Source organism: Streptomyces kurssanovii (assembly GCF_040677245.1).
Lineage (GTDB): Bacteria > Actinomycetota > Actinomycetes > Streptomycetales > Streptomycetaceae > Streptomyces > Streptomyces kurssanovii.
Window position 1 is genome coordinate 104,623 of the sequence record NZ_JBFAQK010000016.1, and the last position, 12,208, is coordinate 116,830.

The 12,208-nt window shown below is 73.6% G+C and carries 11 protein-coding genes; 6 read left to right on the plus strand and 5 right to left on the minus strand.

What is annotated here, in order from left to right:
- Window positions 1-117: 117 nt before the first annotated feature.
- Window positions 118-1,326: a serine hydrolase domain-containing protein gene (locus AB0K36_RS14635; RefSeq protein WP_364593242.1), complete on the plus strand. Its 1,209-nt coding sequence runs from the start codon at window positions 118-120 to the stop codon at window positions 1,324-1,326.
- A 7-nt stretch (window positions 1,327-1,333) separates the two neighbouring features.
- Here the strand turns inward: AB0K36_RS14635 and AB0K36_RS14640 are convergent, their stop codons facing one another.
- Window positions 1,334-2,164 (minus strand): aromatase/cyclase, encoded by an 831-nt coding sequence (locus AB0K36_RS14640; protein ID WP_364593245.1) that lies wholly within the window; start codon window positions 2,162-2,164, stop codon window positions 1,334-1,336.
- A gap of 125 nt (window positions 2,165-2,289) precedes the next feature.
- Between AB0K36_RS14640 and AB0K36_RS14645 the strand changes: the two genes are divergently transcribed.
- Together AB0K36_RS14645 and AB0K36_RS14650 are read left to right on the plus strand one after the other, a co-directional pair.
- On the plus strand, window positions 2,290-3,525 hold the full coding sequence (locus AB0K36_RS14645; RefSeq protein ID WP_364593248.1) for an activator-dependent family glycosyltransferase: 1,236 nt from the start codon (window positions 2,290-2,292) through the stop codon (window positions 3,523-3,525).
- The gene (locus AB0K36_RS14650) at window positions 3,522-4,559 is read left to right on the plus strand and encodes a Gfo/Idh/MocA family protein (RefSeq protein WP_364593251.1); all 1,038 of its coding nucleotides are present in this window, start codon (window positions 3,522-3,524) and stop codon (window positions 4,557-4,559) included. The genes AB0K36_RS14645 and AB0K36_RS14650 overlap by 4 nt, the downstream gene beginning before the upstream one ends.
- Window positions 4,560-5,000: 441 nt before the next feature.
- Here AB0K36_RS14650 and AB0K36_RS14655 read toward each other — a convergent pair whose 3' ends face one another.
- From AB0K36_RS14655 to AB0K36_RS14670, 4 genes are all read right to left on the minus strand, one after another.
- The gene (locus AB0K36_RS14655; protein WP_364593254.1) at window positions 5,001-6,134 is read right to left on the minus strand and encodes a glycosyltransferase; all 1,134 of its coding nucleotides are present in this window, start codon (window positions 6,132-6,134) and stop codon (window positions 5,001-5,003) included.
- A gap of 3 nt (window positions 6,135-6,137) precedes the next feature.
- Window positions 6,138-7,061 carry a nitroreductase/quinone reductase family protein gene (locus AB0K36_RS14660; RefSeq protein WP_364593257.1) on the minus strand — a complete coding sequence of 308 codons (924 nt, stop codon included), beginning with the start codon at window positions 7,059-7,061 and terminating at the stop codon, window positions 6,138-6,140.
- 84 nt (window positions 7,062-7,145) lie between these two features.
- The gene (gene rfbB / locus AB0K36_RS14665; protein ID WP_364593260.1) at window positions 7,146-8,153 is read right to left on the minus strand and encodes a dTDP-glucose 4,6-dehydratase; all 1,008 of its coding nucleotides are present in this window, start codon (window positions 8,151-8,153) and stop codon (window positions 7,146-7,148) included.
- Complete coding sequence (locus tag AB0K36_RS14670; RefSeq protein ID WP_364593263.1) at window positions 8,150-9,217, minus strand: glucose-1-phosphate thymidylyltransferase; 1,068 nt, start codon at window positions 9,215-9,217, stop codon at window positions 8,150-8,152. Before AB0K36_RS14670 ends, rfbB begins: the two co-directional genes overlap by 4 nt.
- Window positions 9,218-9,413: 196 nt before the next feature.
- Between AB0K36_RS14670 and AB0K36_RS14675 the strand changes: the two genes are divergently transcribed.
- From AB0K36_RS14675 to AB0K36_RS14685, 3 genes are read left to right on the plus strand one after another with little or no spacing between them, the layout of a single operon-like run.
- Window positions 9,414-10,442, plus strand: a complete 1,029-nt coding sequence (locus AB0K36_RS14675; RefSeq protein ID WP_364593266.1) for an NHL repeat-containing protein — start codon at window positions 9,414-9,416, stop codon at window positions 10,440-10,442.
- Complete coding sequence (locus tag AB0K36_RS14680) at window positions 10,439-11,248, plus strand: SDR family NAD(P)-dependent oxidoreductase (RefSeq protein ID WP_364593269.1); 810 nt, start codon at window positions 10,439-10,441, stop codon at window positions 11,246-11,248. Before AB0K36_RS14675 ends, AB0K36_RS14680 begins: the two co-directional genes overlap by 4 nt.
- Before the next feature lie 34 nt (window positions 11,249-11,282).
- Window positions 11,283-12,026, plus strand: coding sequence for an SDR family NAD(P)-dependent oxidoreductase (locus AB0K36_RS14685; RefSeq protein ID WP_364593272.1), 744 nt, complete (start codon window positions 11,283-11,285; stop codon window positions 12,024-12,026).
- Window positions 12,027-12,208 lie beyond the last annotated feature (182 nt).

A 12,208-nucleotide genomic window follows, 5' to 3' on the forward strand; every position in this document is an offset into this window, starting at 1 on the left:
TGTGCCGAAGGGCCGGCGAACGCGGCCGATTCGCAAGAGAAGTTCGAGCCGGGTGCGAGTCCGGAAATTGAGAATGTCGAGTCTCGAAGTGGATATGTGGCGCAAGGAGTTGATCCGGTGACAACCGAAGTCGAGGAGACCGTGACCGTGCGCGGGGAATGCGCGCCCGGTTTCGAGGAAGTGGCGCGTGCTTTCGCGCAGAACTTCCGCGACGGCACGCAGACCGGGGCGGGGGTGAGCGTGTATCTGCGCGGCCGTGAAGTGGTGAACCTGTGGGGCGGGTTCGCCGACGAGGCCGCCGGCAGGCCCTGGGAGCGCGACACCCTGGCCGTGCTCGCCTCCCCCACCAAGTCCGTGGCGGCCGGCGCGCTGTTCGTGCTGATCGAGCGCGGTGTCCTGGAGCTGGACGCCCCGATCGCCCGCTACTGGCCCGAGTTCGCGGCGGCCGGCAAGGAGTCGGTCACCCTGCGGATGCTGCTGGCGCAGCGCACCGGTGTGGTGGCGCTGGACTCGGATCCGATCACGTACGAGAAGCTGCGCACCGGCCGGCCGGTCGTCGAGGCGCTCGCCGCCGCCCGCCCCGAGTGGGCGCCGGGCACCGCGCACGGCTACCACGCCATGACCTTCGGCCACATGGTCAGCGAGGTGGTGCGGCGGGTCACCGGCTCCACGGTGGGCCGGTTCTTCGCCGAGGAGATCGCCGGGCCGCTGGGGCTCGAGTGCTTCATCGGCCTGCCCGAGGACCGGCTGCCGCGGCTGGCGACGATGGTGCCGTCCAAGGCCGAGGTCCTGATGGACGGCGGCGCGGCCGGCCAGGTGACCGAGCTGCTCGCGGCGCTCGGCGACCCGTCCTCGCTGACCTTCCGGGCGACGATCGGCAGCATGTCCTTCGACGCCGACACCGGTGACGACGCCAAGCGGGTACGGCTGGAGAACGCCTCCTACGACGGGGTGGCCGACGCCGGGTCGCTGGCCCGCTACTTCGCCGCGCTGATCGGCGAGGTGGACGGGGTGCGCCTGGCCGGGCCGGCACTGGTCGACCAGATCCGCCGGGAGCACTCCGCCGGCCGGTGCCGCACCATGCTGATGGACACCAGCTGGGGCCTGGGCATGATGCTGCCCGACGGGCCGCTCTACCCGGCGTCGGCCGGACCGCTGGGCTCCTTCGGGCTGGCCGGCGCGACCGGCTCGTTCGCCTGCGCCGTCCCCGGGCAGCAGCTGGCCTTCGCCTATGTGCCAGGCGGCGGTTCGCATGTCGTGGACCGGCTCGACCCGCGGGCCCGGCGCGTCGCGGAGGCCGTGCACCGCAGCGCCGCCGCTCACTGAGCGGGGGTCAGCGGGCCGCGACCCGGTCCACGGCGTGGGCACCGGCGCTCTCCAGGATCTGAAGGCTGCTGCGGCGCAGCTGCTCTTCGGCGGTGGCGCGGGCCCGCGCCGGGCCCCCGCCCAGGGCGGCGGCGTCCGGGTCGAGGGCCGCGTCGTGACGGACCAGGACGCGGGTGCGGGCACCGTCGGCGGTGACGCTCCAGGTGGCGGTGTGCGCGCGCAGCGGCGCGGGCACCGCCGGGCCGCCGTCCAGGACCAGGCGCCGCCCGGGCAGGCGGACGCGGGGGCCCGCGCCGCGGCACAGAAGGTCGTGGACGGTGTCGGCGGGCAGGTCGAGGAGGATCTCCTGGGTCAGGGAGAACAGCAGGTCGTCGAGGTCCTCGGGGCGTTCTGCCCAGTAGCGCACGGCGGCGACCTCGTCCGCGTTGTGGCGCTCGAGGGCGCGGGCGAGGAACGTGGCGGTCGCCTCGTCGGCGGTGGTGAGGGTGTAGGCGTTGGTGAGCGTGATGCGGGTGCCGTCGGCGTCCGGTTCGAAGTGCCAGGTGCCTTCGGCGGCGGACAGCGGGGCGCTCGGCCGCTCCTGGCGGAAGGTGACCCGCAGTGCCTGCTCGTCGGCGTGGCGCGAGGAGGTCCACTCGCGCACGTCGTCGCCGGAGGCCACCCACATCCGGAAGCGGTCGCCGCCGTCGGTGCCGGGGCCCAGCCGTTCGACGTGCAGGCAGGGCGCGAACAGCAGGGGCCAGCGGTCGATGCCGGCGATCAGCCGGTAGGCCCGCTGGGCGGGGGCCGGGGTCGTGGCGACGTACTCGGCCGAGCGGCCGGCGGCTGTCATCCGCATCTCCAGACGGTGGGCGGGCTCGTGTCACCCGGCAATCTCGCCCAGCCGTCTCGATCCCTCCTCGACCCGGGATCGAGCCGCCGCCCGGAGTGTGAAGCCCCCATAGGACGACTGGAGTCGCTGTCATGCGTGTTCTGTTCACCGTGTTCCCGGCCACGGCCCATGTGCATCCGATCGTTCCGCTCGCCTGGGCGCTGCAGAACGCGGGCCACGAGGTGCGGGTGGCCATCCACCCCGACACCGTGCATCTGGTCACCGAGGCCGGGCTGCCCGCGGTGCCGCTGGGCTCGCGGGAGGTGCTGGCGGACGCGGTGAAGTGGAACGACAACTTCGAGATGCTCGACAGCCTCAGCGACGCGCTGTCCCTGGACACGGGTGACGCCCCGCAGTGGGAGCGCCAGTGGCAGGGGCTGACGGGCATGCTGGGGATGTTCACGCCGATGGTGGACGACCTGGTGGCCTTCTGCCGCGGCTGGCGGCCCGACCTGGTGGTGTGGGACCCGTTCTGTGTGGCGGCGGGTGTCGCGGCGAGGGTGACGGGCGCGGCGCACGCGCGTTTCCTGTGGGGTCAGGACAACATCGGCTGGCTGCGCGGCACGTCCCTCGAGCGGCGGGGCGGCGGGGCCGATCCGGTGGACGCGCTGATGGCGCCGATGCTCGAGCGCTACGGGCTGGACTATTCGGAGGACCTGCTGCTCGGCCAGTGGACCATCGACCCGATGCCCGAGGCGTTGCGCCTGCCGCTCCCCCACCGTTACGAGCCGCTCCGGCGGGTCCCCTACAACGGCAGCGCGGTGGCGCCGGCGTGGGTGCACGAACGGCCGGAGCGGCCGCGGGTGCTGCTGACGCTGGGCATCGGCGGCCGCGGCCGTCAGCTGTTCAAGGCGGCCGGTGTCTCCTTCCCCGAGGTGGTCGACGCGCTGGCCGGCCTCGACGTCGAGGTGGTCGCCACGCTGCACCGGGCGATGCTGGAGACGGTGACCCGGGTGCCGGACAACGTCCGGCTGACGGAGTACGTGCCGCTGGCGCAGATCCTGCCGAGCTGCTCGGCGATCATCCACCACGGCGGCGGCGGGACGTTCGCGGCGGCCACGGCGGCCGCCGTGCCGCAGCTGATCGTGCCGATGCCGTGCTGGAGCGAGGCGACCACGGCCCGCTTCATGGCCGGCCGGGGCGCCGGACTGGTCGTCACCACCGAGGAGTTCGACACGGAACTGCTGCGCAAGCAGATCACGCGGCTGCTGGACGAGCCGTCGTTCGGCGAGGGCGCGCAGGCGCTGCGCGCGGAGATCAACCAGGCGCCCGGCCCGGCCGAGTTCGTGTCCGTGCTGGAGGCGCTGACCGCGGAGCACCGCCGGTGACGGCGCCTGCGGCGGGTGTGCTGCGGTTCGGGGTCCTCGGGTGCGCGGACATCGCGCGCCGCCGGGTGCTGCCCGCGATGGCGGCCGCGCCGGACATCGAACTCGCCGCGGTCGCCAGCCGCTCGCCCGCCCGCGCCGCAGAGACGGCCCGCGCGCACGGCGCCCGTCCGGTGACCGGGTACGAGGAGTTGCTCGCCGACCCGGACGTGGACGCCCTCTACATCCCGCTGCCGGCGGCGCTGCACGCCCCCTGGGTCGAGGCGGCCCTCGAGGCGGGCAAGCACGTCCTGGCGGAGAAGCCGCTGACGACGGACCCGGCCCGCACCCGCACGCTGCTGGCCGAGGCCCGGCGGCGGAAGCTGGTGCTGCGGGAGAACGTGATGTTCGTGCACCACGGGCAGCACCGGACGGTCGCCACGATGGTCGCCGACGGTGTGATCGGCGAACTGCGTTCGCTGCACGCGGCGTTCACGATCCCCTCCCCCGCCGACGGGGACATCCGCTTCGACGCGGAACTGGGGGGCGGCGCGCTGTCGGACGTGGGCCTGTACCCGGTGCGCGCCGCGGTGCACCTGCTCGGCCCCGGCCTGCGGGTGGCGGGGGCGGTGCTGTCGGCCGCCGCGGGCCGCGGTGTGGAGACCTCGGGCGCCGCGCTGCTGCGCCGCGCCGACGGGGTGAGCGCGCAGCTGACGTTCGGGATGGACGGCGCGTACCGCTCGCGCTACGAACTGTGGGGCAGCAAGGGCCGCATCACGGTGGACCGCGCGTTCACCCCGCCGGCCGGTCACCGCCCCCGCATCGAGGTGGAGGACGCGTCCGGGGCGCGCACGGTCGAGCTTGCGGCCGAGGACCAGGTGGCGGCCACGCTCGCCGCGTTCACGGCGGCGGTCCGCGGTGGGGATGCCGCGCCCGCCGGCGAGGAACTGCGCGACCTGCTGGCGCAGGCCGACCTGCTGGCCGCGATCCGTCGCGCGGCGGGCGGCCAGGAACCGGCCGAGGGGATCAGCGGTCAGCCGCCGGCGCCGAGCATGTGATGGTGGTCGTTCGGCACACGTGATCGGCCTGGTGGGCGGTTCTGAGGCGGCGGCGCCCGGCCGTGGGCTGAGGGGAGCAGCAACTGCCGCGCGCGCTCGATGCCGGTGTGGTGGCTGCGTGAGCTCGCCACGTGCGTCGCAGTGGAAAGAACGACCGTCCCGACGAAGGCCCCGCCCCAGCCGGTTCCATCCGGCTCGGGGTGGGCCTGTGCCAGGGCGTGCCCGTGAGGGCAGGGGGCAGGCGGCTCGTTCCTCTCCTGGGCAAGCGGCCGAGGCGGAGGCCCTGTCGGGCACCCGCTCACCCGGCCCGAGGCGGCCCGGCGGCGCGGCGTACGCGTCGCGTGCCCGCCGCGTCTCCTGGCCAGGCGGAAGATCGAAGGCCCCGGCCCTGTGGCCGCGCCCACGGGGCGTCTCGGTCCTTGTGCCGGCCAGGGCCGGTGGTCAGGCGCGGGTCAGGGCTTCCACCGCGGTGAGGGTCTCGGACGGGCCCGGCAGCGCGGCGAGTTCGGCGGCGAGGGTTTCGGCGCGCCGGGCGTAGGAGGGGGTGGAGAGCATGTCGCGGCAGGCGGCGGCGACGGTCTCGGGGCCGTCCTCGCCCGGGGGCAGGACGCGGGCCGTGCCGTAGGCGGCCAGGCGCTGGTTGGGGGCGAGGACCTTCGGCATGGTGGGGACGACGAGCTGCGGCACGGCGGCGTGCACGGCCGTCAGGGCGCTCTGGCCGCCGCCGGAGTGCACGAGCAGGTCGCAGGTGTGCAGGACCGTGTCCAGCGGCAGCCAGCCGGCCCGCAGGCCGGGGTGGCGCTCGCGCAGGGCCGCCGCGACGTCCTCGGGGGCGGCTGCCACGACTTCCACGTCCGGCCCGGCGACGTGGGAGACGAGGGCGTCGAGGTGGTCGAACTCGTAGTCCTTGCTGACCCGGCTGCCTGCCGTCACGCACACCCGGCGCCGCTGGGAGGGGGTGTACATCCAGCGTTCCAGCGGCTGTTGGCGGCCGCAGGGCACGAACCGCATGGTCCGGCCCGCGGGTGCGCCGGGGTCCGCGACGCTGGGCGGGCAGATGTCGATCCACAGGTCCGGCGCGGGCAGGGACGCGAGGCCCAGGGCCCGCAGTTCGGGGGCCAGTTCGTCCTCGGCGCCCCGGTCCATCGCGGCGGGCTCGCCCATGTCCCAGGCGTGCCGCACGTACGGGATCTTCAGCTCGGCGGCCAGCAGCGCGGCGCCGAAGGCGAGGGTGCCGCCGACGACGGCGTCCGGGCGCCAGTCGCGGGCGGCCTCCCGCAGTGCGGGCAGGCTGCCGGCGGCCAGCCGGCCGAAGCCGCGGCCGCCGAAGCGCATCCGCTCCCCCGCGTCCGCCGGCAGCGTCAGCGCGGTGCCGTCCCGGTCGGCCAGCATGAAGTCGCGCATCGTCCGCTCGGTGACGGGCGCGGCGGGCAGTCCGGCGGAGGTGATGACGCCGCTCATGTCGGCGGTGGCCGCCATGAGGACCTGGTGGCCCGCGTTGCGGGCGGCGGTGGCCAGCGGCACGAGGGCGAACACGGTGGCCGGGCTGCCGCCGGCGAGGAAGAGGATCCGCATCGCTCAGGCCGGGGGCGCGCCGCGGTGGGCCGGCGCGAAGGCCAGTGCGTCGAGCGCGGCGACGACCGCGGCCTCCTCGTGGTCGAAGTGGCGCTCCAGCTCGCCGGTCAGGCGCTCCAGTTCGTGCCGCAGGCCCTGCGGGTCGCCCGGCTCCAGGCGGGTGACGAGGTCGGCGATGTCGCCGCGCAGCTGTGCGACGACCTTGTGCTCCTCGCGGAGCTTGGCCAGGGTCGGTGCGAGGCCGGGGAACTTCGACTCCAGGACGGGGAAGGCGCCCTGGTCCTCGCCGCCGTGGTGGACCTCCAGCGCCTTGCAGAAGCTCAGGCAGTTGTCGCGCAGCTGCTGCAGCAGGGTGCTGTCGCCGATGTCGACGGTGTCGGTGCGTCCGGCGGCGAAGTCGGCGACCTGGCGGCGCAGTTCGGCGATCTCGCCGCGCAGCCAGCCGTGGATCTCGGTCAGCTCCTGGCCCAGGCCGCGGGCGCGCCGCCCGTCGTCGTAGGTCTCGGTCTCGAGGACGACGACGGGGATGATCCGCTCGGTGTTCTTCTGGTAGTCGGCGTAGCCGGGGGCGATCTCGCAGGCCTTCGCGAAGACCTCTTCCCGTTCCTCGCCCTCCAGCACGGTGGCCCTGGCCTGGTACTTGTCGGTGCCGACCTCGACGGTCAGGAGGGGGTTGGCGCGCAGGTTGTGGTACCAGGCGGGGTTCTTGGGGCCGCCGCCCGCCGAGGCGATGACGACGCCTTTGCCGTCGATCTCCATGTAGCCGACGGGGCTGGTGGTCGCGCGGCCGCTCTTCGCGCCTGCGGTGGTCAGCAGCGCCAGGGTGCCGCCCGCGAACGGTCCGCCGACCTTGCCGCCGTTCGCCCGGAACTCCTCGACGACCGGCCGGTTCCAGTCCGCGACAAAAGGCTGCAGCTCGTCTGCCATGGAAACGCGTTCTCCTCGGTTGTTGCGTCAGTGTTCGAACCGGCGGGGCACCGGTTCGACGATCACCGGCCGGTCACCGGCCGGTCAAGGATGGCCGCCGGTTCCTCGACCGGTGCTCGAGCGCTCCTCGAGCGGCTGCCACCAGGCGCGGTGGTCGCGGTACCAGGCGACGGTGCGGGCCAGGCCGTCGGCGAAGTCGGTGCGCGGCTCGTAGCCGAGTTCGCGGGTGATCTTGCGGCAGTCGACCGAGTAGCGCCGGTCGTGGCCCTTCCGGTCGGGCACGTGGTCGACGCTGGACCAGTCGGCGCCGCAGGCGTCCAGGAGCAGCGCGGTCAGTTCCTTGTTGGACAGTTCGGTGCCGCCGCCGATGTTGTAGACCTCGCCGGGGCGGCCCTTGGTGCGGACGAGTTCGATGCCCTGGACGTGGTCGTCGACGTGCAGCCAGTCGCGGACGTTGCCGCCGTCGCCGTACAGCGGCACCCGGCGGCCCGTGAGGAGGCGGGTGATGAACAGCGGGACGACCTTCTCCGGGTACTGGTGGGGCCCGTAGTTGTTGGAGCAGCGGGTGATGCGCACGTCGAGGCCGTGGGTGCGGTGGTGGGCCAGGGCGATGAGGTCGCTCGCGGCCTTGGCGGCGGAGTAGGGGGAGTTGGGGGCGAGGGGGTCGGTCTCGGGCCAGGAGCCGATGTCGATCGAGCCGTACACCTCGTCGGTGGAGATGTGCACGAAGGTGGTGGGGCCGTGGCGCAGGGCCGCGTCCAGCAGGGTCTGGGTGCCGGAGACGTTGGTGCGGACGAAGTCGGCCGCGCCGGCGATGGAGCGGTCGACGTGCGACTCGGCGGCGAAGTGGACGACCTGGTCGTGGCGGGGCATCAGAGCGTCGACGAGGCCGGCGTCGCAGATGTCGCCGTGGACGAAGGTGAACCGCGGGTCGTCGCGGACGGCGTCGAGGTTGGCCGGGTTGCCCGCGTAGGTGAGCGCGTCGAGGACGGTGACGGTCACGTCCGGGTCGCCGTGCGGGCCCAGGAGGGTGCGCACGTAGTGGGAGCCGATGAAGCCGGCTCCGCCGGTCACCAGGATTCGGGTCGTCATGAGGAGATCTGCACCTTGCTGTGGTCGCCGAGGATGAGCCGGTTGGTGGCCGGGATCCGCGGGGCGGGGGTGACGGTCACGCTGCGTCCGATGAGGGAGGCCTGGACGCGGGGCACGCCTTCCAGGCGGGAGTCGCGCAGCACGATGGAGAATTCGATCTCGCTGTCCTCGATGCGGCAGTTCTCCGCGATCGAGGTGTAGGGGCCGACGTAGGAGCCGCTGATGAGCGTGCCCGTGCCGATGACGGCGGGGCCGACGATGCGTGAGCCGCGGACCTCCGCGCCGGCCTCGACGCGTACCCGGCCGATGAGTTCGCTGGCGGCGTCGACGGTGCCCGCGGTGTGCGGTTCGATGCCTTCCAGGACGGACCGGTTCACCTCGAGCATGTCGGTGACGTTGCCGGTGTCCTTCCAGTAGCCGCTGATCGTCGTGGAGCGCACGTCGCGGCCGTCGTCGATGAGCCGCTGGATGGCGTGGGTGATCTCCAGTTCGCCGCGCTCGGACGGTTCGATGGCGCGGACCGCCTCGTGCACGGCGGGGGTGAACAGGTAGATGCCGACGAGCGCGAGGTCGCTCTTGGGTTTGGCGGGCTTCTCCTCCAGGCCCACGACCCGTCCCCCGTCGTCGAGTTCGGCGACACCGAACGCGGACGGGTCGGGCACCCGGGTCAGCAGGATCTGCGCGTCGGGGCGTTCGGCGCGGAACCCGGTGACGAGGTCGGCGATGCCGCCGACGACGAAGTTGTCGCCGAGGTACATGACGAAGTCGTCGTCGCCGAGGAACTCGCGGGCGACCAGCACCGCGTGGGCCAGCCCGAGGGGCGCCTCCTGCGGCAGGTAGGTCACCTCCAGGCCGAATCGTGCGCCGTCGCCGACGGCCTCGCGGATCTCACCGGCGGTGTCGCCGACGACGATGCCGACCTCGGTGATGCCCGCTTCCGCGACGGCTTCCAGGACGTAGTAGAGGACGGGCTTGTTGGCCACCGGGACCAGTTGCTTGGGCGCGGTGTGGGTGAAGGGCCGCAGGCGCGTGCCTGAACCTCCGGACAGGACGAGAGCCTTCATGGCCCGGACGCTATGGGGCCGCGCTCAAATCCGGCTGGGGACCGGATCGGGCGCAGGCGGACCTCCTGTCCAGCACGTGTCCATGATCGGGCCTCGCCCGCCGTGTCGGTGGCACAGTCGCACCCCGACGGATGACCGAAAACCAGGGTCGGCCGGAAAGGACCGGACGGCCCGAATCGGACGGGAGACATTCGCCATGCACAGCACACTGTCCCGGCGCCGCCTGCTGGGTCTCGGCGCCGCCCTGGGCGCCGGCGCCGCGCTCGCCGGCCCGGCCTCCGCGAGCGCGTGGGCCGCGCCGCCGCCGGCGGCGCCCCGGCCGGGGGGCTCGGGGGCCTGGCCGGTCAGGATCGAGCTGCCGACCGGGTTCCACCCGGGCGGTGTCGCCGCCGGCCGGCTGCCTTACGCGTACTACGGGTCCCTGTTCGGCGGCGAGATCTACCGGGCCGACCTGGCCACCGGCCGGGGCGAGGTGATCTCCCCCGACCTGGGCGAGGGCCACAGTGCGGCGGGCATCGCGCTCGACTGCCGCGGGCGGCTGTTCATCAGCGGCGCCTACAGCGGCCTGGCGCGGGTGATGGACGTGGCCACCGGCCGGGACCTCGCCTCGTACCGGCTGGGCGGTGAGGGCACGGTCGTCGCCGATGTGGCGGTGCTGGCGGACGCCGCCTATGTCACCGACGCCTTCCGGCCTGTGCTGTACCGGATCCCGCTGGGGCCGCGCGGTGAACTGCCGCCGGCGCGGCAGGTGGAGAGTGTGCCGCTGTCCGGTGACTGGGTGCAGGGCGCTCCCGGCGAGGTGACGGCGCTGGGGATCTCGCCGACGCCGGACGGCCGGGCGCTGCTCGTGGTGCACCTGCTCGCCGGGGGCGCTCTGATGCGGGTGGATCCGGGCACCGGCATCGCCCGGCGGATCCCGCTCGGCGGCGCGGCGCTGCCGTCCGGCAACGGCATCCGGCTCGACGGCACCACCGCGTACGTCGCACAGCGCGACGCGGTCGAGGTGCTGCGGCTGGACGCGGCCGGCACCCGCGCCGTGCCGGTCACCCGGATCACCGATCCCGACTTCGACGGGCCGTCGGCCGTCGCCGTCCACGGCGACCGGCTCTACGTGTCGAACTTCGGCCCGACGACGCCGACCCACCAGACCCCGTACCACTCGACCGCCGTGCCCCTGGTACGGCGCACCCACCGCAGCGCGCACACACACAAGGAGACGGCATGAGCGAGACCACCAAGGGCCAGGGCACAACGCGGGAGCAGCGGGTCGCGCTGGTGACGGGCGGCACCAGCGGCATCGGCCTGGAGATCGTGCGGCGGCTGGCGTCGGCCGGGACGCCGGTGCACCTGTGCGGCCGTTCGCAGGAGACGGTGAGCAGCACGGTCAAGGAGCTCGTGGAGGAAGGGCTCGCGGTCACCGGGTCGGTGTGCGACGTGCGGGAGCAGGAGCAGATCGCCGAGCTGGTGCGCACGGTCGTGGAGCAGCACGGTCCGATACGGATCCTGGTCAACAACGCCGGCCGCAGCGGCGGCGGTCCGACCGCGACGATCACGGACGAGCTGTGGACCGATGTCATCGCCACCAATCTGACCAGTGTCTTCCGGGTGACCAAGGAGGTGCTGACGGCGGGCGGCATGCAGGAGGCGGGCCGCGGCCGGATCGTCAACATCGCCTCGACCGGCGGCAAGCAGGGCGTGGTGCTGGCCGCCCCGTACTCGGCGTCGAAGCACGGTGTGGTGGGCTTCAGCAAGGCGCTCGGCCTGGAGCTGGCCCGTACCGGCATCACCGTCAACGCGGTGTGCCCCGGTTTCGTCGAGACGCCGATGGCGGAGAAGGTCCGCGCCGGTTACGCGGGCGCGTGGGGTGTCACCGAGGAGGAGGCGTACGAGCGCATCACCACCCGGGTGCCCAACGGCCGTTACGTACAGGTGCGGGAGGTCGCCGCGATGGTCGAGTACTTGGTCGGCGAGGACGCGGCGGCCGTGACCGCGCAGGCGCTCAATGTCTGCGGCGGCCTGGGCAACTACTGACCGGCCCGTCCTCGAGAGCAGGGAGCACCTTGGTATGAGCACTCAGCGACGCGTCGCCCTGGTGACGGGTTCGTCGACGGGCATCGGCGAGACGGTGGCCCGCAGGCTGGCCGCGGAGAACATCAGCGTCGTCGTCAACTCGGCGCGTTCGGTGGAGGCGGGCGAGAAGGTGGCCGCGTCGCTGCCCGACGCCCTGTACGTCCGGGCGGACGTCTCCGACGAGGACCAGGCCCGCCGGCTGGTGGCCCGCGCCGTGGAGCACTACGGGCGTCTGGACATCCTGGTCAACAACGCCGGTGTGACGCGGGCGGTTCCGCACGCGGATCTGGAGGCGGCGGGCCCGGCGGTGTGGCGGGAGATCTTCGACCTGAACGTCTTCGGCACCTGGCAGACGACGGTGGCCGCGATGCCGGCGCTGCGGGAGAGCGGCGAGGGTGTCGTGGTCAACGTCTCCTCGGTGGCCGGCAGCCGGCCGACGGGCAGTTCGATCCCGTACGCGGTGAGCAAGGCGGCCGTGGAGCACATGACCCGTCTGCTCGCGGTGGCGATGGGCCCCCAGGTGCGGGTCAACGCGGTGGCGCCGGGTCTGGTGGAGACGGGCTGGACCGAGGGCAGCGACTTCTTCGCGGCCATCGCCGAGCAGGTCGCCGCGGTCGCCCCGCTGCGGCGCGTCGGCAGGCCGGAGGACGTGTCGGAAGCGGTCCTGTCGCTGATCCGCGCCACGTACACGACGGGCCAGGTCCTGATGGTCGACGGGGGCGGCACCCTGGTCCGCTGAGCCTCCCGTCCGGCCCGGCCCCGGTTCCCGCGTGTGCGGGGGCCGGGGCTTCGTCGGCACCCCGCTGATCGTCGTTGCTGTGTCCGAACGAGCCCACCACACGTGCTGTCTGCCGGGTCGTCAGGTGTTTCTGCCGGTGGCCTGCGGCCGCAGAAGGCCGGCCCGGTCACCACGTGCCGAGC